The organism is Staphylococcus sp. SUC_1.2, assembly GCF_026222585.1.
Map to the genome: position 1 here is coordinate 37,621 of NZ_JANJPM010000001.1, position 21,964 is coordinate 59,584.

The 21,964-nt window shown below is 29.1% G+C and carries 28 protein-coding genes and 1 riboswitch; of the genes, 3 read left to right on the forward strand and 25 right to left on the reverse strand.

Annotated features, from left to right (window positions below; genetic code table 11):
• Positions 1-22: 22 nt before the first annotated feature.
• From NR218_RS00185 to NR218_RS00225, 9 genes are all read right to left on the reverse strand, one after another.
• Positions 23-904 (reverse strand): polyprenyl synthetase family protein, encoded by an 882-nt coding sequence (locus NR218_RS00185; protein WP_019835216.1) that lies wholly within the window; start codon positions 902-904, stop codon positions 23-25.
• Positions 882-1,112, reverse strand: coding sequence for an exodeoxyribonuclease VII small subunit (locus NR218_RS00190; RefSeq protein WP_017176254.1), 231 nt, complete (start codon positions 1,110-1,112; stop codon positions 882-884). The genes NR218_RS00185 and NR218_RS00190 overlap by 23 nt, the downstream gene beginning before the upstream one ends.
• Positions 1,105-2,442: an exodeoxyribonuclease VII large subunit gene (gene xseA / locus NR218_RS00195; protein WP_019835215.1), complete on the reverse strand. Its 1,338-nt coding sequence runs from the start codon at positions 2,440-2,442 to the stop codon at positions 1,105-1,107. The genes NR218_RS00190 and xseA overlap by 8 nt, the downstream gene beginning before the upstream one ends.
• Positions 2,443-2,462: 20 nt before the next feature.
• Positions 2,463-2,849, reverse strand: a complete 387-nt coding sequence (nusB, locus tag NR218_RS00200; RefSeq protein ID WP_017176252.1) for a transcription antitermination factor NusB — start codon at positions 2,847-2,849, stop codon at positions 2,463-2,465.
• 32 nt (positions 2,850-2,881) lie between these two features.
• Positions 2,882-3,241: an Asp23/Gls24 family envelope stress response protein gene (locus tag NR218_RS00205; RefSeq protein ID WP_017176251.1), complete on the reverse strand. Its 360-nt coding sequence runs from the start codon at positions 3,239-3,241 to the stop codon at positions 2,882-2,884.
• Positions 3,242-3,253: 12 nt separating this feature from the next.
• Entirely contained in the window at positions 3,254-4,609 is a 1,356-nt protein-coding gene (accC, locus tag NR218_RS00210; protein WP_017176250.1) for an acetyl-CoA carboxylase biotin carboxylase subunit, read from the reverse strand.
• Entirely contained in the window at positions 4,609-5,085 is a 477-nt protein-coding gene (gene accB, locus NR218_RS00215) for an acetyl-CoA carboxylase biotin carboxyl carrier protein (protein ID WP_019835214.1), read from the reverse strand. Before accB ends, accC begins: the two co-directional genes overlap by 1 nt.
• A gap of 258 nt (positions 5,086-5,343) precedes the next feature.
• Positions 5,344-5,901 carry an elongation factor P gene (efp, locus tag NR218_RS00220; protein ID WP_002449752.1) on the reverse strand — a complete coding sequence of 186 codons (558 nt, stop codon included), beginning with the start codon at positions 5,899-5,901 and terminating at the stop codon, positions 5,344-5,346.
• A gap of 27 nt (positions 5,902-5,928) precedes the next feature.
• Entirely contained in the window at positions 5,929-6,987 is a 1,059-nt protein-coding gene (locus NR218_RS00225) for a M24 family metallopeptidase (RefSeq protein WP_019835213.1), read from the reverse strand.
• 100 nt (positions 6,988-7,087) lie between these two features.
• On the opposite strand from NR218_RS00225, the gene NR218_RS00230 reads away from it, so the two are divergent.
• Both NR218_RS00230 and NR218_RS00235 read left to right on the forward strand, forming a co-directional pair.
• Positions 7,088-7,669, forward strand: a complete 582-nt coding sequence (locus NR218_RS00230; protein ID WP_017176248.1) for a hypothetical protein — start codon at positions 7,088-7,090, stop codon at positions 7,667-7,669.
• Between the two features lie 16 nt (positions 7,670-7,685).
• Positions 7,686-7,901, forward strand: coding sequence for an SA1362 family protein (locus NR218_RS00235; RefSeq protein WP_017176247.1), 216 nt, complete (start codon positions 7,686-7,688; stop codon positions 7,899-7,901).
• Positions 7,902-7,952: 51 nt separating this feature from the next.
• Here the strand turns inward: NR218_RS00235 and NR218_RS00240 are convergent, their stop codons facing one another.
• A complete protein-coding gene (locus NR218_RS00240) occupies positions 7,953-8,783 on the reverse strand; it encodes a lipoate--protein ligase family protein (RefSeq protein ID WP_017176246.1) in 831 nt (276 codons plus the stop codon).
• 151 nt (positions 8,784-8,934) lie between these two features.
• On the opposite strand from NR218_RS00240, the gene NR218_RS00245 reads away from it, so the two are divergent.
• Positions 8,935-9,321, forward strand: coding sequence for a rhodanese-like domain-containing protein (locus tag NR218_RS00245; RefSeq protein WP_002449897.1), 387 nt, complete (start codon positions 8,935-8,937; stop codon positions 9,319-9,321).
• A gap of 84 nt (positions 9,322-9,405) precedes the next feature.
• Here NR218_RS00245 and gcvPB read toward each other — a convergent pair whose 3' ends face one another.
• The 15 genes from gcvPB to NR218_RS00320 all read right to left on the reverse strand — a co-directional run bounded on the left by gcvPB (position 9,406) and on the right by NR218_RS00320 (position 21,834).
• Positions 9,406-10,884, reverse strand: a complete 1,479-nt coding sequence (gcvPB, locus tag NR218_RS00250; RefSeq protein WP_017176245.1) for an aminomethyl-transferring glycine dehydrogenase subunit GcvPB — start codon at positions 10,882-10,884, stop codon at positions 9,406-9,408.
• Positions 10,871-12,223 (reverse strand): aminomethyl-transferring glycine dehydrogenase subunit GcvPA, encoded by a 1,353-nt coding sequence (gcvPA, locus tag NR218_RS00255; protein WP_265883173.1) that lies wholly within the window; start codon positions 12,221-12,223, stop codon positions 10,871-10,873. Before gcvPA ends, gcvPB begins: the two co-directional genes overlap by 14 nt.
• 16 nt (positions 12,224-12,239) lie before the next feature.
• On the reverse strand, positions 12,240-13,331 hold the full coding sequence (gene gcvT / locus NR218_RS00260; protein ID WP_172473646.1) for a glycine cleavage system aminomethyltransferase GcvT: 1,092 nt from the start codon (positions 13,329-13,331) through the stop codon (positions 12,240-12,242).
• Between the two features lie 76 nt (positions 13,332-13,407).
• Positions 13,408-13,529, reverse strand: a riboswitch (glycine riboswitch).
• The gene (locus tag NR218_RS00265) at positions 13,526-14,035 is read right to left on the reverse strand and encodes a shikimate kinase (RefSeq protein WP_172473645.1); all 510 of its coding nucleotides are present in this window, start codon (positions 14,033-14,035) and stop codon (positions 13,526-13,528) included. Its footprint overlaps the riboswitch before it by 4 nt.
• Before the next feature lie 164 nt (positions 14,036-14,199).
• Positions 14,200-14,661, reverse strand: a complete 462-nt coding sequence (locus tag NR218_RS00270; protein ID WP_265883174.1) for a type IV pilus minor pilin ComGF family protein — start codon at positions 14,659-14,661, stop codon at positions 14,200-14,202.
• Between the two features lie 227 nt (positions 14,662-14,888).
• Positions 14,889-15,335 carry a competence type IV pilus minor pilin ComGD gene (comGD, locus tag NR218_RS00275; protein ID WP_265883175.1) on the reverse strand — a complete coding sequence of 149 codons (447 nt, stop codon included), beginning with the start codon at positions 15,333-15,335 and terminating at the stop codon, positions 14,889-14,891.
• Entirely contained in the window at positions 15,313-15,624 is a 312-nt protein-coding gene (comGC, locus tag NR218_RS00280; protein ID WP_070672217.1) for a competence type IV pilus major pilin ComGC, read from the reverse strand. The genes comGD and comGC overlap by 23 nt, the downstream gene beginning before the upstream one ends.
• A 19-nt stretch (positions 15,625-15,643) precedes the next feature.
• The gene (gene comGB, locus NR218_RS00285; protein ID WP_416346225.1) at positions 15,644-16,708 is read right to left on the reverse strand and encodes a competence type IV pilus assembly protein ComGB; all 1,065 of its coding nucleotides are present in this window, start codon (positions 16,706-16,708) and stop codon (positions 15,644-15,646) included.
• Positions 16,680-17,654: a competence type IV pilus ATPase ComGA gene (comGA, locus tag NR218_RS00290; protein WP_172473643.1), complete on the reverse strand. Its 975-nt coding sequence runs from the start codon at positions 17,652-17,654 to the stop codon at positions 16,680-16,682. The genes comGB and comGA overlap by 29 nt, the downstream gene beginning before the upstream one ends.
• Positions 17,655-17,704: 50 nt before the next feature.
• On the reverse strand, positions 17,705-18,331 hold the full coding sequence (locus NR218_RS00295) for an MBL fold metallo-hydrolase (RefSeq protein ID WP_172473642.1): 627 nt from the start codon (positions 18,329-18,331) through the stop codon (positions 17,705-17,707).
• 1 nt (position 18,332) lies between these two features.
• A complete protein-coding gene (locus NR218_RS00300; protein WP_070549119.1) occupies positions 18,333-18,656 on the reverse strand; it encodes an MTH1187 family thiamine-binding protein in 324 nt (107 codons plus the stop codon).
• Positions 18,656-19,642 carry an ROK family glucokinase gene (locus NR218_RS00305; RefSeq protein WP_265883176.1) on the reverse strand — a complete coding sequence of 329 codons (987 nt, stop codon included), beginning with the start codon at positions 19,640-19,642 and terminating at the stop codon, positions 18,656-18,658. The genes NR218_RS00300 and NR218_RS00305 overlap by 1 nt, the downstream gene beginning before the upstream one ends.
• Positions 19,639-19,842: a YqgQ family protein gene (locus NR218_RS00310; protein WP_265883177.1), complete on the reverse strand. Its 204-nt coding sequence runs from the start codon at positions 19,840-19,842 to the stop codon at positions 19,639-19,641. The genes NR218_RS00305 and NR218_RS00310 overlap by 4 nt, the downstream gene beginning before the upstream one ends.
• Positions 19,826-21,283 (reverse strand): rhomboid family protein, encoded by a 1,458-nt coding sequence (locus tag NR218_RS00315; RefSeq protein WP_265883178.1) that lies wholly within the window; start codon positions 21,281-21,283, stop codon positions 19,826-19,828. Before NR218_RS00315 ends, NR218_RS00310 begins: the two co-directional genes overlap by 17 nt.
• A complete protein-coding gene (locus NR218_RS00320; RefSeq protein WP_265883179.1) occupies positions 21,283-21,834 on the reverse strand; it encodes a 5-formyltetrahydrofolate cyclo-ligase in 552 nt (183 codons plus the stop codon). The genes NR218_RS00315 and NR218_RS00320 overlap by 1 nt, the downstream gene beginning before the upstream one ends.
• Positions 21,835-21,964 lie beyond the last annotated feature (130 nt).

Sequence of the window (21,964 nt, forward strand, 5' to 3'; positions counted from 1 at the left end):
TTAAAGAGAAAAACTCTAACTATTAATGGTCACGTGAATAAAATAAATCTACAATTTCTAGAAGCGGTTCAACATCATATTGTGATTTCAATTGATTAATTGCATCTATTGCAGCATCTTTATGATATTTTAGTTTTTCTTCAGCGCCTGATTTACCAAGTAAAGAAACATAAGTACTTTTATGGTTTTCTACATCGCTTCCCACTTTTTTACCCAATTTTTTCTCGTCACCATAAACATCTAATAAATCATCTTTTATTTGAAACATTAGGCCTAAGTGTTCACTGAAACAATCTAATGTATTTAAAGTTTCATCATTTACATTGGCAATATCCGCAGCACTTAAAATAGAAAATTTTAAAAGAGCTCCAGTTTTTGCCTTATGAATTTGCTCTAGAGTATGTAATTCTATTGGAGTATTCTCACTATCCATATCTAAGGTTTGGCCACCGACCATGCCGAGATTGCCACTATCATGTGCTAGTCTTGAAATAACTTTTACTTTTGTTTCAGCTTCTAAGTTTTTATCATTTGCAATTAGTTCAAATGCTTTTGTTAGTAAGGCATCTCCCGCTAAAATCGCTTTCCATTCTCCGTACACTTTATGATTTGTTAATTTTCCTCTTCTAAAATCATCATTGTCCATTGCAGGCAAATCATCATGTATAAGTGAATAAGTATGAATCATTTCTAATGCCAGTGCGGTTTGTAACCCTTTTTTATAATTTTCATTTAACACTTCTAAAGTGAGTAATACAAGCACTGGACGAATTCTTTTACCACCAGCATCAAGTGAATATTGCATACTTTCCTCTAGTTTAGTATTTAATGGAGACGATTTTATAATACCGTCAAGATTATTATTTATAATTTCAATCAATTCATTCATTGATTTCTTCAACATCATCTTCATCCTTTGTTTCTTCTTTGATTAATTGATTTACTTTATTTTCAGCATCTTTCAAAGTTTTGTCACAAGCAGATGATAATTTCATACCACGTTGATATAAATCAAGAGATTCTTCTAATGAAACAGTTTCATTATCTAACTTTTGAACTATACTTTCTAATTCTTTCATCATTTCTTCAAAACTTTGTTGTTCTTTACTCATCTTCACACCTTACTTTCTTAACTATAGCATCTATATTACCGTCTTTCATTGATAATGTGATTTCATCTTGTTCATTTAAATCGTGTGTGCTTGTAATGACTTTATTATCCTTATTAACAATTGAATATCCTCTTAACATTGTATTAGTTGGACTAAGTTGATTTAATTGCTCAATTTTATTTTTTAAATTAGCTTTATTATGATTAATTAAGTTATATGTTAAATTTATTAATCTATTTTCATTATTACGGCTCATTTTTTGATATTGTACAATTAAATCATTTAATCTTCTTATATTAAAATGTTGACGCAATACAGTGATATTGTTTCTATTTTTTTCAATATTTAACGTTAAACGTTGTGTTAGTTTTTTCTCTAAATCGTCTCTTCGTTGAATCTGTTGATCATATAATAATGTAGGTTGCTTAAATTTATAATATGATGACAAATAATCTAATTGTTTATGTTGTTTTTCTACTAGTTGTTTAATACTTTTAGTAAGAGAAAATCGATACTGATGTATTTGTTGAATGAGTTCGTACTGATCTGGTGTAGCGATAACAGCAGCTTGAGTAGGTGTTGCTGCTCTCATATCTGCTACAAAATCACTAAGAGTAAAATCAGTTTCATGTCCTACAGCTGAGATAATTGGTGTATGACACTCATATATAGCTCGAACAACTTCTTCTTCATTGAAATTCCATAAATCTTCAATAGAGCCGCCTCCACGGCCTAAAATGATGGTATCTACTCCTAAAGTATCTGCATACTTAATTTTTTCAATAATGTCATTTTTAGCATTAATACCTTGCACTAATGTACTAATTGATATTTTTTCTACTAGAGGGTATCTACTATCTATGGTAGTGTGAATATCTCTGATTGCTGCTCCAGTATCAGCTGTAAGAATAGCAATTTTTTTAGGAAATCTAGGGATTGCTTTTTTATGATTTTGATTAAAAATTCCCTGCTTATTTAGTTTTTCTTTTAATTGCTCTAGCTTTTGGTATAAATTTCCTATACCATCAATTTCCATTTTATTAACATAAATTTGATAATTTCCTCTACGTTCATAAACTGAAACTCGAGCTTCTAATAAAACTTCGTCTCCTTCTTTAGGATCAAATGTTAGTTTAGAAGCATTTCCCTTAAACATCATAGCACTTATCACACTATTTTTATCTTTCACATTAAAATAAAGATGACCACTAGAATGTTTTTTAAAGTTTGAGAGTTCACCTTTTAAGAGGATAGATTGTAAGTGGGGATCTTGATCAAATTTATGTTTAATATATTTAGTTAAAGTAGAGACACTTAAATATTCTGACATGATTCATCACTCAAATATGTTTATTTTATATTACTTAAGACACCGTTTATAAATTTATAATGACCTTCATCACTAAATTGTTTTGTTAGCTCTACTGCTTCATTAATGATGACTTTAGGGGGCGTATCACTATGAAGCAATTCAAAGGTAGCCATTCTTAAAATAATACGATCCGTTTTTAATAATCGTTGTATAGACCAGTCTTTTAATTTTGGTTCAATTGTTTGATCTAAAACTTGTTCATGATCTTTCACTCCTGTAACAAGCCAATGAATGAACTCAAAATCTAAGTCTGGATAATCGTCTTTTATAAAATTTATAGCTTCATTGATTGTTAAATCTGTATTTTTCATTTCTAGTTGAAACAATGTCTGAAATGCTTGTTTTCTTGATTCTTTACGACTCATAAGAAACTCCTTTGTATTATGGTAACTTTGATTTATTCAGCTGTAATGTGCATGATATGAATGTTAATTTCTTTGGGTTCGATAGCAGTCATTGTTTTAATGGAATTAAAAATAGAAGTCTGAATTTTACTTGCAACTTTAGCTATTTTTATTCCATGTTTAATAGAGCAATAAACATCAATATGAATACCATCATCTTTAGTATTAACTTTTAAATTTTTATTTAAATTTTTACGACTTATTTTTTCAATATTACTCTTTCTTAGTTCATAAAAATGCCCAGTCACTCCTTCAACTTCAGAAACAGCAATACTTGCTATTACTGAAATAACTTCTGGTACAATTTCTACTTTACCTAAATTAGCATGTGAATAATCTGCTACATTTACCATTGTTTTATCCTCCTATTCACTCTCAGCCATAATATTATACTTTTCTAAAAAGTTTGTATTATAATCTCCAGATTTAAAAATATCATTATTCATTAATTTAAGATGGAATGGAATTGTTGTATCTATTCCTAGAATTAAATATTCACTTAGTGCTCGAATCCCAGTCATTATTGCTTCATCTCTGGTAGGTTCATGCACAATCAATTTTGCTACCATTGAGTCATAATAAGGTGGAATCGTATAGTTTGTATAACATGCTGATTCGATTCTTACTCCGTATCCTCCTGGCGCAAGGTATTGTGTAATTTTACCTGGTGAAGGCATAAAATTTTTATAAGGATTTTCAGCATTAATTCTATATTCAATGGCATGGCCATTTATTGTAATATCATCTTGCTTATAAGGTAGCGGTTCTCCCATAGCAACTTTTAATTGCAATTTCACTAAGTCTACACCGGTTACCATTTCAGTAACTGGATGTTCTACTTGAATTCGTGTATTCATTTCCATAAAATAGAATTTATTTTCATTTAAATCATATATGAATTCTATAGTACCAGCATTTTCATAATTCACTGCTTTAGCTGCGCGAATAGCGGCTTTACCCATCTCTTTACGTTTTTCATCTGTAAGTATTGGCGAAGGTGACTCTTCTACTAATTTTTGCATACGTCTTTGAATTGTGCAGTCACGTTCGCCTAAATGAATTACATTACCGAATTGATCACCAATCACTTGAATTTCAATATGACGGAAATTTTCAATGAATTTTTCTAAGTATAATCCACCATTACCGAAAGCTGTTTGCGCTTCTTGTTGTGTCATACGGTAACCATTTTCTAAATCGTTCTCATTTCGTGCAACGCGAATTCCTTTACCTCCGCCACCAGCAGTAGCTTTAATAATAACTGGATATCCTATCTGTTTAGCCACTTTTTTAGCATCTTCAATCGAATCAATTAATCCATCACTTCCTGGTACTACAGGCACGTTAGCTGCTATCATTTCAGCTTTAGCTACATCTTTAATACCCATTTTTTGAATGGATTGATAACTTGGTCCAATAAATTTTAATTGGCAAGCTTCACAAAGTTCAGCGAAATCACCATTTTCGGCTAAAAAGCCATAACCTGGATGAATTGCATCACATCCTGTTGAAGTCGCTATAGATAGGATGTTTGGAATATTTAAATATGAATCTTTAGACTGAGTTGGACCGACACAATATGCTTCATCAGCGATTTGAGTATGTAATGCATCTTTATCTCCCTCAGAATATATAGCAACAGTTTGAATACCTAAATCATGACAAGCTCTAATAATTCTAACTGCAATCTCACCACGATTTGCGATTAATACTTTTTTCATTATTTCACCTTAAATAACGGCTGGCCATACTCTACCATTTGTCCGTCTTCCACTAAAATTTCAACGATTTCTCCTGTGACTTCTGCTTGAATTTCATTAAATAATTTCATGGCTTCTAAGATACATACAGTTGAATCATTAGTGACTTTATCCCCAACTTGTACATAAGCTTCCTCTTCAGGTGATGGAGATTTATAAAAAGTCCCTACCATCGGGGCATTAATTGTTTCGTAGTTTGACATTTCATTTTCTTGGTTTACTTCACTAGTTTGAGACATTTCATTTGCCATTGGTGTTTGTACAGATGGTTGAGATGCCATCACTGTTGGTTGTTGTGAATATTGAGGCGTAATAATTTCAGTTTCTTTTTGTTTTTTTAAATTAACTACGCTACCTTTATTATCTTCTATATTAATTTCAGTTAAACTTGATTCATCAAGAATTTGAATTAATTCTTTAATTTCTTTAAAGTTCATAATTTAATGACTCCTCGACTTAGTTTTCATCTACCCATCTATTTTACTTGAGTGTGAAAATCAATTCAAGCGTGTTCATTTAACTGAGATCTAACTTATGATTAAAAAAGTATATAAGTAATTATAATATAGTAAATTTATATTAAAACTTAGATACTAAAATATTGATTATTCTTTTTCATTATTTATATAAAAACAGGTTAATCCATAATTAAATATGCATTAACCTGTTTTAATTTAAATTTTTAAAATTATTAATTATGCTCTTGAAATGTAACTACCATCGCTTGTATTAATAACTAACACATCGCCTTCGTTAACGAATAATGGTACATTTAAAGTATAACCGGTTTCAACTGTAGCAGATTTTGTAGCACCAGTTGCAGTATCACCTTTAATACCTGGCTCTGTTTCAGTAACTTCAAGTTCAACAGTTTTTGGTAATTCAATACCAATCGTTTCACCTTCATATGACTGAATTTGAACTTCCATATTCGCTTTTAAATATTTTAATTCATCTTTTAAGTAATCGCCAGATAATTCTGTTTGATCAAATGTTTCATTATCCATGAAGACATGAGTATCTCCATCAGCATATAAATATTGCATACGACGATTTTCAATCATCGCTTGTTCTACTTTTTCACCAGCTCGGAAAGTTTTTTCTTGAATAGCGCCTGTTCTTAAATTACGTAATTTAGAACGAACAAAAGCAGAACCTTTACCTGGTTTTACGTGTTGGAAATCAATTACTTTCCAAATTCCATTATCTACTGAAATAGTTAAACCTGTTTTAAAATCATTAACCGAAATCATTCAGTTTCCTCCTCAATTATACGCTTACTATAAAATAATAAGGTCTTTTGTGCATTTAGTAAAGACTTCACACCCATTTTCAGTAATTAAAATGTCATCTTCTATACGCACTCCACCAAGACCATCTACATAAATACCTGGTTCAATAGTAACACAATTATTAACTTGAACTGTATCATTAGTATTTTTAGATAATACTGGACCTTCATGAATATCCAAACCAATACCATGACCTAAAGAATGACCAAATTCATTACCATAACCATGTGCTTTAATATAATCTCTAGATAATGCATCAACTTCCTTAGTTGTCATACCTGGCTTGATTTCTTCAATTGCCTTTATTTGAGATTGAAGCACGATATTATAGATTTCTTTCAATTTTTTATCAGGTTCACCAATCGCAAATGTTCTAGTAATATCTGAACAGTATCCTCTATAATATGCACCAAAGTCAAGAGTAATCATGTCACCTTTTTCGATTACTTTATCACTAGCAACTCCATGAGGCAAAGCCCCTCTATAACCAGAAGCAACGATTGTATCAAATGATGGACCATCAGCGCCTAGTTCTAACATTTTACTTTCAAGCAATGCTTTTAACTCTCTTTCAGTCATTCCAACTTTTGCAATATTTAAAATGTAGTTATAAGTATCATCCACGATCTTAGCCGCATATTTTATTTTAGCGATTTCTTCAGGTGATTTAATTTCTCTAATTTTTTCAATGGCATTGCCTATACTTACGTACTTCGTATCAATTTGGCTTAATTCTTGAAACGTATCATAGCTAACTAAATGACCTTCAAAACCTACTGTTTTATACTGCTTGTTTTTTATAATTTCTTTTATCTCATCATTAATCCCACTACGTCGATTTACAATTTCAAAGTGAGTGGCTTGATTTGTGGCTTGTTCAATATAACGGAAATCTGTAATCAACTTATTTTCATTATTAGAAATGATTAAAGCGCCACTTGTTCCAGTGAAATCAGAAATATAACGTCTATTATAGTCAGATAATATAACAAGAGCATCAAGATTTTCACTTTTTAATATATGACGAACTTTAGCTAATTTATCCATTTAACCCACTCCTTGTATAACGTTTGTACATTTTTATTATATACATTAAAATAATAACATACTTAAAATATTAAAGATATTTTGATTTAGGGAGATTTACATGAAAAGATTATTAACGATTTTAGGAGCTTCTTTGTTTTTGGTTGGCTGTGGCTCTCAAAATTTAGGACCTTTAGAAGATAAAACAACCAATTTAAGAGATGAGAATCATAATTTAAAATTAAAAATTCAACAACTAAATCAAGATATAAATAATCAAAAATCTCAGTTAGAAGCATTAAATAAAGATAAAAAGAATGTATCTAAAACTGTTGATAATAATAATGAAGCTAATTTTTTACAAGCTTCTTCAAATTATTATCAAGATATTGCTAAGATTATCGATAAATTTAATCAACTTGATTTAAATAAAACTAAAAAAGATGATAAAAATCAAAATCTTGAAAAGCTAAATTCATTATCAAATGATATAGATGATGCCTACAGCAAATATAAAAGTGATACAGATAAAAGTAATATATCAAATGATAATACTAACGAAGATAAAACTATTAAACAAATAAACAAAAATCTTCAATCTGCTTTTAAAGATATTAAAAATGGCTATGAATCTAACAATAAAAAGAAAATAAATCAAGGTAAGATGAAGTTATCACAAATTAATGTTTCTAGTAGTTCATAAAATAGGAGTTTTTTAGTTGAAAAATATTATATTTTATTTCGTTTTAATTATAGCAGCTATAGGTTTACTGCTAAATCTAAATATTTTTGTAATGTCGTTCATGAAAACAATTTTCACACTTATAATGATTGCTCTTATTATTTACTTTATCTATTATTTCTTCTTCCTTACAGAAGATCAGAGAAAATATCGAAGAGCAGTCCGAAAATATAAAAAAAGACAAAGAAAATAAAAACAAGGAGGTTCAAGAGTATTAGTACTCTTAAGCCTCCTTGTTTTATATCTATTTTTTATATAACCACTCTTCTGAACGATATTTTTCTTCAAGAACTTTTACTTCGGCTAATTGATTTTCAGTTAGAGATAGTGGTTTAAATTCGATATTTAAACCTTTTTTAAATCCTTCTTCAAATGCTTTTTCCATTTCTTCAATAGAGATGTGTCTATCTGATATATCATTTATTGCTACAGCTTTATCTACAAAAGCTTTTTTCATTTTTTCTTTCAAGCGATCATTCTTAAAAATAAACATATCAAATAATTCGTCTACATCTACATCTTGAAGTAGTGACCCATGTTGAAGAATAACACCCTTTTGACGTGTTTGTGCACTACCTGCAATTTTACGTCCTTCAACGACCAATTCATACCAACTTGGGGCATCAAAGCAAACGGCACTTCTTGGTTGTTTTAATTTTTCTCTCTCTTCTTTAGAACGTGGAATAGCAAAATAAGCATCAAATCCTAATAATTTAAAGCCTTCTAAAAGTCCTTCTGAAATGACACGGTAGGCTTCAGTAATTGTAGAAGGCATATTTGGATGAGATTCAGGTACGATAACACTATATGTTAATTCTTTGTCATGTAGAACGCCTCTACCACCAGTTTGACGGCGAACTAAACCAAATCCTTTTTCTTTCACTTTATCGATATCAATTTCTTTTTTTAATCTTTGAAAATAACCTACAGATAAGGTAGCAGGATTCCAAGTATAAAATCTAACTACAGGATCAATTTCCCCTCTTGAAACAAAATTTAATAAGGCTTCATCCATCGCCATATTATAATAAGGATCATGGCTTCCAGTATTGATAAAATTCCATGTTTCAGTCATATAAAAAACTCCAATCACAACTTAATTTATATAAATTCAACGTTAATGTTACTTTAGAATGTATTAGAAATATGAAACAATAAAAAATTTTTGATAAATTGAGCTAACACCTTTATAATTAATAATAACGGTTAATTAGGGAGGATGCAATATGAATGTATCTTTGATTATAGCATTAATAATTATAGTTTTAATAATCCTTTACATGGTTGGAAATTTCTTTCTTAATCGACGAGCTGTAACTGAACTAGATCAAAACGAATTTCATAAAGGTTTAAGAAAAGCTCAAGTCATTGATGTACGTGAAAAAGTTGATTATGATTATGGTCATATTAATGGTGCTCGCAATATTCCAATATCTATGTTTAGACAAAGATTTCAAGGTTTACGTAAAGATCAACCTGTATATCTTTGTGATGCAAATGGTATTGCCAGTTATCGTGCTGCTCGCATTTTGAAAAAAAATGGATATAAAGATTTATACATGCTTAAAGGCGGCTATAAAAAATGGACTGGTAAAATTAAAACTAAAAAATAATTATCAGAAATAAAACTCTCAAGAAATTTCTTGAGAGTTTTATTATTTCTGATAATTAAATCATTCATTAAATTATTTACAATATTAAAGTTTTTCTTGATGTAAATCTTCAAATTTAAGAATTGGTTTACGGGCTGCAGTTGTTTCATCCAATCTATCAATGATAGTTGTATGAGGTGCTTCTAATACTTTATCAGGATCACTTTCAACTTCATCTGCAATTTGAAGCATTGCATCAATGAAGTAGTCTAAAGTTTCTTTAGATTCAGTTTCAGTTGGTTCAATCATCATACCTTCTTCCACATTTAGCGGGAAGTAAATTGTTGGTGGATGTACGCCAAAATCTAGTAAACGTTTTGCCATATCTAGAGTACGGACACCATATTCTTTTTGTTTAGATCCACTTAAGACAAATTCATGTTTACAATATTGTTCATAAGGGATTTCATAACGATCTTTTAATCGAGCTTTAATGTAGTTCGCATTTAAGACAGCTGCTTCAGACACTTCTTTTAATCCTTGTGCACCCATTGTTCTAATATACGTATAAGCTCTTAAATAAATACCAAAGTTACCATAAAATGGTTTTACTCGACCGATTGAATTTTCAATATCATTATCATATTTAAATGTATCACCGTCTTTAATCACCATTGGTTTTGGTAAATAACTTGCTAATTCTTTTTTTACGCCGACTGGGCCTGAACCAGGGCCACCACCGCCATGAGGACCTGTGAATGTTTTATGCAAGTTTAGGTGCACAGCATCAAATCCCATGTCTCCAGGACGAACTTTATCCATAATAGCATTTAAGTTTGCTCCATCGTAATAGAGTAACCCGCCTGCTTCATGAACAATTTCACGGATGTCCATAATATTTTTCTCAAAGATACCTAAAGTATTTGGGTTAGTTAGCATAATAGCAGCAGTATTTTCATTAACGACACGCTTTAAGTCTTCGATATCAACTTCACCGCGTTCATTAGATTTAACAGTTACTGATTTAAATCCGGCAAATGAAGCTGATGCAGGGTTTGTACCATGTGCAGAGTCTGGAACAATAACTTCATTACGATGTCCCTCACCATTTTTTATATGATATGCTTTAAAAATCATTAAAGCTGTCCACTCACCATGAGCACCTGCTGCTGGTTGTAGAGTTACTTCATCCATACCTGTAATTTCTTTTAGTTCTTCTTGTAAACTATAAATAATTTCTAATGAACCTTGAATTTGTTCTTCCTCTTGTAATGGATGAGATTCTGCAAATCCAGAAATACGAGCAACTTTTTCGTTAATTTTTGGATTATATTTCATAGTACAAGAACCTAAGGGATAAAATCCAGAATCTACCCCAAAGTTTTTATTCGAAAGTTCCGTGTAATGACGTACTAAATCTAATTCTGCCACCTCAGGAAACTCTGCTTTATTTTTACGAATAAATTTATCATCTAAAATACTTTCAACAGAGTCTGTTTTAATATCACTTTGTGGTAAAGAATATGCATATCTACCTTCTCTAGATCTTTCAAAAATTAATGGACTAGATTTACTTACTACCATTTAGCTCACCAGCTTTCTCAACAAATGTATCAATCTCTTCTTTCGTTCTTAATTCAGTAACAGCAATTAACATATGATTGTCAAAGTCTGATGAAGCTTCACCTAAGTCAAAGCCTCCGATGAAACCATGTTCTGCTAATTTTTTATTTACATCTTTGATAGGTTGATCAAACTTAACAACAAATTCATTAAAAGATGTACCATCTAGGACTTCAAAACCGTTGTTTTTAAATTGATTTTTAGCATAATTAGCATGTTCTAAGTTTTGAACCGCAATATCATAAATACCTTGTTTACCAAGAGCTGACATAGCAATTGAGGATGCTAAAGCATTCAATGCTTGATTTGAACAAATATTTGATGTGGCTTTATCACGACGAATATGTTGTTCACGAGCTTGTAAAGTAAGAACAAACCCTCTATTACCTTCATCATCTTGCGTTTGTCCTACTAATCTGCCAGGAACTTTACGCATTAACTTTTTAGTAGTAGCAAAGTAACCACAATGAGGACCGCCAAATTGAGTAGGAATACCAAATGGTTGTGTATCACCAACAACAATATCTGCTCCAAATTGGCCTGGAGGTGTTAAAACGCCTAATGCTAATGGGTTAGAATAAACAATGAATAACGCTTTTTTATTTTCAATATAAGAATGAATTTTTTCTAAATCTTCAATTGATCCATAGAAGTTAGGATATTGTACAGCAACTGCTGCAGTATCATCATCAATTGCTTGTTCTAATTTTTCTAGGTCAGTAATCGTTCCATTTAAATCAACTTCAACAATTTCAAATTCTTTTCTTACTTTAATATACGTTTTTAATACTTGTAGAGCCTGATAATGGAGACCTTTAGATACTACAATTTTGTTCTTTTTAGTATGATTAAAAGCTAATATACAAGCTTCGGCAAAGCTAGTTATGCCATCATACATAGACGAATTTGCGACATCCATTTGAGTAAGTTCACAAATTAATGTTTGGAATTCAAAAATTGCTTGTAGTTCACCTTGAGAAATTTCAGGTTGATAAGGTGTATAAGCAGTATAAAATTCAGAACGAGAAATCATGGCGTCTACTACTGCAGGTGTGTAATGATCATATACTCCTGCACCTAAAAAACTCACATGTGTTTCTTTAGTAATATTTTTATTTGCAATAGTATTCAATCTTCTTAAAAGTGAAGTTTCAGCTTCTGCACTATCTATATTCAAATCTCTATTAAGTAAAATATCTTTCGGAATATCTCCAAAGAGATCGGTAATTGAATTTGCTCCAATTGTTTCTAACATTTCTTTTTTATCTTTATCAGTTAATGGTATATAACGATGACTCACACTGCACACCCCTTAGTTATTTTTCGATTTGATTTTTCTTAACAATTTTAGCTTTTAATTGTCTTTTACGAACTTGAACTAGTAATTCTTTACCTAACTCAAATTCATCACGATCAATAATAGCCATAGCAATTGATTTTCCTGAAGAAGGTGATTGAGTTCCTGAAGTAATTTCACCTATTTCTTTTCCGTCAAGATTCATTACTGTATAACCCGTTCTTGCAATGCCTTTATCTATAAGTTCTAAACCTACAGTACGTCGTTTTGATCCATTCTCTTTTTGATCTTTTAAAACAGATTTACCAATAAATTCATCTTCAATTAAAGGTTTAGCAGCAAAAGCAATTCCACCTTCATAAGGCGTGATTGATTCAGTGAGATCTTGTCCATGAAGAGGTAAACCAGCTTCTAATCTAAGTGTATCTCTTGCACCTAAACCACAAGGTACAACGCCTTTATCAATAAAACCATTCCAAATGTCAACTGTATCATTTGAATTACAATAAATTTCAAAACCATCTTCACCTGTATATCCAGATTGAGATAAGATAACATTTTTTCCAAAAATAGTTACATTTTGTTTGAATTCAAAAGGCTTCATTTCACTTACATCAACATCAACAAGTTCACTTACTAAAGTTCTTGCTTGAGGGCCTTGAACCGCTAATTGACCATATTGTTCAGACACATTTGTTACAGTAGCATTAAATTTAGATTGATGTTTTTGAATCCATTCGAAATCCTTATCAGTATTGGCTGCATTAACAATTAATAAGTATTTGTTATCAGCAATTTTATATGTTACTAAATCATCAATAATACCACCCTCATCATTACATAAAGCTGTATATTGAGCTTTAGTTTCAGATAAATTAGTAGTATCATTTGAAAGTAAATATTGAACAAATTTACTAGCATCTTCACCTTCTATTAAAATTTCTCCCATATGACTTACATCGAACATACCTACTTTGTATCTAACTGCGTTATGTTCTTCTTTAATACTAGTAAATTGAACAGGCATAGCCCACCCACCGAATTCAACTATTTTAGCACCACTATTTACATAAGTTTCATATAATGGTGTCTTTTTTAATTCGTTTGTCATTTAAAAACCCCCTATTTTTTTATAAAAAAAGCAGAGTAGCAGAAGCTACCCTGTCTAAATAACAAATCCAGGACTGCGTAACAGTATTATCCTTTTGCCTGAGAGTTTCGTAGTTTACTTGCACCTTCGGCGATAACATGACATAATTTCAAAACAACTATAGAATCAGTTCAAGTTATTCTCTCTAATACTGATCATTCGCATGGTATATGATTTAAAATTGCTTTATATACACATTCAATTGTTTTACTACTATCTACTTTTGTGGATGCGATTTCATTATATCTTGAAACTCTCGATAAATACAAGTCTTTTAATTGTTTTTCACTTTTGTTTTTCGCATTTGGTCTATGTGGATCATTAGCAATTCTATTATAGATAATATCTATATCACAATCTAACCAAATAACTGTTTTATTTTTTAAAAGTGAGATAGAATCATCGTTTTCTATAATTCCTCCCCCCGTTGATATAATATCGTATTTACCAATACAATCATTTAAATATTTATACTCTAACTTACGAAATCCTTTTTCACCAATTTCATTAAAAATATCTGGTATTGTTTTAAATTCTTTCATTTCTATATATGTATCTAAATCAATATATGAATAGTGTAATTTTGAAGCCAAATATTTGCCAATAGTACTTTTACCAGTACCCATAAAGCCTGTTAATATAAGTGGTAAATAAGAATAAGTCATCCTAATCACCTCTCTTAAGTTTATCACTTATTATACTATCATAATATATTTGAATATTATGTATTGTTTTTAATTTTATACTATATTGAGCAGAATAAGTAGATATAATTATCAAATATATACTAAGAATAAATAATGTATAGCTACTTATATATCCTTTCATTTTATAAAAATAAGTTTTTTTCATAGTAGTCGTTTTTATCACCTATTTTTAGATTTAATTTTATGATGTTAGAAGGTAAAATTTGAAATTCTGCATTGATAACATTATTTAGTAAAACGATATTGCCATTCCCATTAATTTTGTAAAATAGTTTGTTGTTTTTAAATTCTATATAATCTTTAGACGATTCATTATCAATGATAATTGTATGTTTATCCTTAATTATAAGGGCATGATGCTTTTTCGAAATAATTTGTGTTATATTTGTCTGAAAAAAAGCATATTCTGTTTGATAACTATTATATGACTCGTATAAATAGGAATGAGTCAATTTAATTAATTGAGGAAAAAATGTTAACATCATTGTTGCTAAAAATAATGAAACTAACATTTCTATTAAAGTGAATGATTTTAATTTAATATTTAATGCATGATTCGATTTCAGTTTCTTTGTGAAGTCCACATATTTTATTGGAATAAAGTTTAATATGATAATCACCTAAAATTATACCCTTTGAAATGGTTTTTTTATCATAATGGTTGATACTACTCATTATGGTTTGTTTAATTTCAATAATTTGGTATTCTCTTTTTAATGTATGATTTAAACTGATTAGTATTGGAATTAAAGTAAAAACTATAATAGTGAATATATACAAGCTAAATAAACTATCGATGAGTAACACTGCTTTAAATTTTAAAATATCTAATTCTTCCTTTTTCAATATTAATAATCAACTTATATTGATGTTGATTCATTTTCAATATTAAAGAGCCAAACTGATTTATTCTTCCTTCTTTATTAAAAGTAATTTTCTCTAAATTTTTAACTTCAACTATTTTTCCATCTTCAATATTGTAGTTGTACCGCCCACCATGTGCTTCTATTACTTTTATAATTGAGGAATGTTTTGGAATTAACAATGTAATAGATTGATGATCACGCATCGCTTTAGATTTAAAATATTCTAATTGATTAACAAATTGTGTTGCTTTTATATCGTCTGACAAAGAAATATTGTTAAATACATTTACCCTTAAAGTTGCATTAAGTAAGATTGTTAAAATCAAAATAATTAACAGGCTCTCTATAAAAGTGAATGCTTTAATATTCTTACTCTGCAACTGCTTCTCCATTTTTAATACTGATAGTTTCTCCAGACTTACAAGATGATTGCCCTTGTTTTATAAACCCTTCAGTTATTAAGTCCTCAATAGAATTAGGAACTCTATTATGTTTTAAAGTATAAGCTTCAATTTGACTATTGACCATTTTCACTTGTGCTTCACATCCTGTTGATTGAATATGTGCCATTTGTTTAGCTATATTTGGAATAATAAGAATGAGTAAAACACTAATTATTAATAGTACAAGTAACATCTCAATTAAAGTAAAAGCTTTTAATTTATTTTTGAATTTTTTCATAAAAAACCTCCATTTTACTTTACTTAATATTTTGCATAAGTTGGAACATGGGTAACATGATCACTAGATACAAGCTGACTATAAAGGCTCCTAAGAATATAAATACGATAGGTTGGATAATTTTTGACTGTTTTAAAGCTGTTTGTTGGAGTCTTTGAATTAATATTTGACAATACATTTTCAACTCAATATCTAATTTATTATTTTTCTCACCTTGTTTAATAAACTGTATTAAGTCATATTGATAACATGGTATTTTAATCAAAATATTAGGTAAATTAATGCCTCTATTTAGTTCATTTTGAATAACGATACCAATATAATTCAAAAATGAATTGTTTTGTAGATGAATGTACATATCCACGACTTGTTGAATACTAATGCCATTTTTATAAAATAAAGCTAAATCATTAGCAAGTTGATATGTTTTTATAGTCGAATAATAAAAACGTACAATTGGTATGTAAGAAATGAATGTAAGTTTTTTGGAAATATCTAATTTATTAAGAAAGATAAATATAATGATGGATAAAGTTAGTAAAGTAAAAAAAACAAAAAGAAAAATTTGCGGTAAATGACTAATTAAATATGTAATAATAGTTTGTGATAAATTGAGTTTAACATCCATCATTGAATACAGATGTTCAAATTGAGGTAAAACTGTATAATTTAATATACTTAACATAGTTATAAATATTGCAATCAAAATAATGGGATATTGAATAGCTTTTAATATTCGTTGTTTAGCTTGAAGATTTGTTTTTAAATAATACATTGCTTCCTCTATTGCTTCATTTATATTCCCATATTTCTGCGCAAATTGAATTTGAGTGATAATAGATTTAGGATAGCCTATTAATTCTAATATTTGATCGCATTCTCCTCCCGATTTTATTATTTTAACTATCTTATTTGCTATATCTTTATTTTTATAATTAAAATACAAATTTATAAAATTAAAACATTCTAATAATGTAAATCCACTTTTAAGTAAGTTATTCAAATTATTTAGAAGTATAATTTGTTGGTTTTCGCTAAGAACTTTAGAATGTTTGTTAAATATATTTTTCAACCACATCTTCACATATAAGACCTTCTTTCGATAGCGATAACAATTTTTCTTTTAAATTATTAAATGTCTTAGGAAGTGTATGGTTATGTTCAAAAAAATATTGAATTTGATTATTTGTAATAGACTCACAAACAAGCTTTCTTTGATTTAAAGTAGTTGTAACTAATCTTTGATTTGAAATGACATTTATTGCTTGTGAAATTTCTTGAACACTAATCCCCATCTCTAACAATCTGAGTATTGCGCCCTTACAATTGCTTGAATGCATAGTAGTGAGCACTAAATGACCACTTAAACTTGCTTGAATAACACATTTTGCCACTTCAGCATCTCTAATTTCACCAATTAAAATAACATCTGGATCACATCTTAATATTGCTTTAAATGAACTAACATAATCTATACCGGCTTTATGATTTACTGACACTTGTGTTATGCCTTTTAGTAATTGTTCAACAGGATTTTCGATTGTAATAACATTTAAATTTAATTCTTGAAAAGCATAGAGTACTAATTGATACATCAAAGTACTTTTACCTGAACCTGTTGGACCAGTAAGTAAAATGAGACCTTGCTTTTTATTCATTAGAGGTTTAAAGTCATTAAAGTCCTTATATTCTCTTTTAGAAGTGAAATATTGAGGGATAAGTCTGATAACACAACTTTCTACTCCTAATGACAAAGGTAAAGTAGAAATTCTTAAATAAAATATTGATTTAGCATGATAAGTATATCTACCACTTTGAGCTATTTGATGTGTTGATACATCTAAATTTGCTTTAAATTTCATATAAATTAATAATTTTTCATAAATGTCATTACTAAACATTTCATATGTCTCTAACATATCATTCACTCTGAATTTAATATGTACTTTATCCTCTGAAGGAATAAAGTGTACGTCACTTGCATTTTTTGAAATTGCTTTATTAATTATTTCTTGAAATAATAATTTCAAAAAAACACCTCCTACATATATAAACGTAAGAGGTGTTTAAATTACTTTTTTTATTGTCCATCTAAATATGGATTGAGTTGTTCGTCATCTACCGTAGTGTATTGACCATGACCTGGGAATAAAGGCAAATCTCCGTCTAATTCAAATAATTTGTCCTTAATTGAGTCTACTAATGTTTCATAGTCTCCTCTATATAAGTCTGTTCTTCCAATACCGTTATTAAATAATGTATCTCCTACTACTGCAAAATCGTCAAAAACGTAAGTTAAACTTCCTGGCGAATGACCTGGTGTATGAAGAACATTGAATTTAAATTCATCGATTGTAAAATTACCTTCATCTAAAGCAATTGGTTGAGCTTTACTAGTAGTGAGTGGCATACCATATTGTTTAAATTTTGAAGAACCATTTTTTTCAGGATCAGTTAAGAAAGAAAATTCTTCTTTATGCATATAAACAGGTACATCATATTTGGATAATACATCGTCTAAAGCACCAATATGATCAAAATGAGCGTGTGTAAGTAGTATTGCTTTTAAAGGTTTATTGATTTGATTTAATTTCTTAAATATTTTATCAGATTCTCCAGCAGGGTCAACTAATAATACACTGTTATCACTTTCTATAAAATACGCGTTTGTATCAACTAATCCTAAAGATAAATTAGAAATTCTCATATTATTCACCTTGTTTATCTAAATGTTTTTGAACAGATTTTAATTTATCATTCATTTTACGAGACTTATCTCTTCTATCATCAATACGGATATTTGTACATACTCTATCTAATCCTTTATCAAATGGTAATTCGTGAATTGCTTGAACTACTTCAAATAAATCTTTAAGATCACCTTCGATAAGCGTATTCATAGGGGTTAATTGATAGTCAATTTTACCTTGCTTTTTAAATGCTTCTAGTTTCGTTTGGATTTCTGCAATATATTTACTAACACTAGGACCTTCCGTTCCGACAGGTATAACAACTACATCAACAATAGCCATTATTTAACACCATCCTTTTCAATTATATATGTTTTTATTAGTCCAGCAGCACCAGTGATACCAGCATCATTTCCAAGTTTTGCTTGGACAATTTCAGTATCTTTTTGAGCAGGAGTAAATGTTAAATTATGATATTCTGTTTTAATATTTTCAATCAATATTAATCCAGCTGTAGACATTCCTCCACCTAAAACAATATATTTAGGATTGCTTGTAGCACTAATTATACTACATAAATAAGCGATATGATTTGCGACCTTCTCTGTTATAAATATACAGAATTGATCTCCTGCTTTTGCTGCATCAAATACAGCTTTAGCAGTTACTTTATTCTCTTTTATAAGTGATAAAAGAGATGATTTAAAAGTAAGTTTAGGATAATAAAAATTGACTAAATTAACCACTCCAGTAGCTGAAGCAACAGTTTCAATACATCCTGATTTGCCACAGTTACAATTAAAACGTTGATCAAAATCAGTTCTAATATGACCTATTTCCGCACCTGAACCATTATGACCATGTACAATTTCACCATTTGAAATGATGCCTCCACCAAGACCAGTACCAAGTGTAATAGCAACTACATCATTTGCACCTTGACCAGCACCTTTATGCTTTTCACCCAGTGCAGCTACATTTGCATCATTATCAACATATACAGGACAATCTATAAATTCACTAAAAATCTCTCTCACATTTACATTTCCAGGCCAATGTAAATTAACAGCTCCATGTACGATTCCCGTTTCAAAATCAACAGGACCGGGAACTCCTATACCAACTCCGATAACATTTTGAATATCAAAATGATAAGATTCAGTTGCTTCTTTAAAAGAATCAAAGACTTGCTTTAATAATGTTCGACCTGTATGGTCTGAAGTATCGGTTTCAATAGACCATTTATGTAATCGTTCTAATTTCGTATCAAAGATACCTAGTTTACATGTTGTTCCACCTATATCAGCTGCTAAAATAATATTTTTCATTTATGCTCATTCCTTCTTTGATTAATTATTAAAATACATTTTAGATATTCTTCATTTGTTAAAAGATCAAAATTGTAAAGAGAACGTATTTCTTGTTGCATCATTTCATACATATCTTCTTTATCTTTAAAATATATAATAAAACCATAACGTTTCAAAAGTTGCAAGACATCATAAAAATTGTTAATTTTTCGATTCATTACTATCTTTCAATTCTTTTTCTAAATTTTTATAGCTTTGGTTATTGGCATCAATTTTCAAAGCTTTTTTTATATATTTTAAAGATTTATCGTTATCATTTAATGCTCTATTAGCTATGGATAATTCATAGTTTAATAATGCAGAGTTAGGATGACTTCTTAGGCCTCTTTCCCAATCAGCCATTGCTTCTGCTTTAGAACTTTTAGTAGCAGTTATTAAACCTTTTAAGTAATATGTTTCATCATCATCGTATCCTTTATTGATTGTATGTTCAACAATTGATAAAGCATCATCATAATTATAGGATATCATTTCGTCTTTAATAAGTTTATCGTAAATATTTTCTTCTTTAATTGAAAATATTCTAATTTGTAATAAAACAAAAAGTACTAATAATAAAATTAAAAATAACCAAAATAAATTACGATTCTCATGAAAATAATAGCCTATTAATGTAATAAGGATACCACCTATGAAACCACCTAAATGAGCCATTAAATTAATATTCGACATAAATAGCGAGACAAAAATCAATATTAATACAACAACTAACAATTGTATTATCATTTTCTTATTAAAAGTCTTACTTAAGTACATCATCGTTAAAATAGCCCCTATAAGACCAAAAATGGCTCCACTTGCACCAACAGATATTGTACTTATATTAAAGGATAACGAAGCAAAGTTTCCAAATAATCCAGAAATTAAATAGATACCTAACATTTTATATGGACCAACGATCGTCTCTACAATTTTACCAAAAATGAATAAAGATAGCATATTCATTAAAATATGTTCAAAATTAAAATGTAAAAACATCGAGGTAATAAGACGGTACCACTCTCCGTGCACTACATTGAAGTGTACTAACCCCCCAACATCTAGTAGCTTAATATCTGAAAAATGATTTAGATAAATCTTCATATATAACCATACTAGGACGTTTATAGCTATAAGTGTATAAGTCATTGGTGAAAACATCATCATATACTTATCAACAAGGTTCGTATTAAGTACACGTTTTTTATAATCCAACGATGATTTTTTATCTTTTTTATTAATACGTTTTTTTAAAATAAAATTAGGCATTATATTTTCTAAGTCTTTTTCATTAGTGATACTATGATAAATCAACTTAGTAGGATGCATTTCATCGAAATTATCAATATTCAGCGATGTTTCTAAAAAGTAGAAGAACTCAACTTTTTTAATTTTAAATCCTAACTTTTTTTGTAAATTCTCTTTATGATCATTTATTTTAGATTTGTCGAAGCGTATCTCTTGAGTTGAACTCACTTCTTTTCTAAATACAATAAGTTCTTTTTTTTTCTTATTGGATAACCAAATTTCATTTGTATTTTTATCTGTGTGTTCTAATTTATAGTTAAAATATTTGATCCAATAATAAATTGATTTCCAATATAGTTTATCAATATTCATTAATTCCTCCCAAATTTAGTGTTACATATAATTAAATTATCTACAGGTTGATCATGTTTTTCCACATCGAAATCTGATATTTGGAAGTCATATATAAGACTAATTGAGTTAATATCGTGTTGATTTAGAAATTTATCATAGTAACCTCCTCCGTATCCTATACGAAAACCATTTGTTTGAAAAGCTACTCCAGGTACAATAAGTAAATCCATGTCATTACTAATAGATGTATCTTCATTAACATAATTAATGCCTTTATCATCGGTAGTTATTGATGACAAATCTAATAGTTGTTTAAAGTTCATATTACGACTTCTGTAATCTGTATCGGGCACAAAAATTTGTTTTCCATTATCTAAAGCGAAATTAATGATATTGTATGTATTAATTTCATGTGGCATAGACAAAAAAATACCGATACGATGTGCTTTTTTGAATTTTTCGTTTTCAATTAATTGTTTCATTAACCAAATATCAGCTTTATGCTTACTTTTTTTATCAAAGTCTTTCATTTGTGATAAAATATTTTTTCTAATTTGTTTTTTACCCATTCTTTCTCCCATCCTTTAATATATATTATAACGTTATTATATAGTGATGTCATTTGTGATAATTCAAATTATTTTAAGTTAAAAACTTATATTAATTTATATAAAATAAATATAGTTGTTAATTATATAT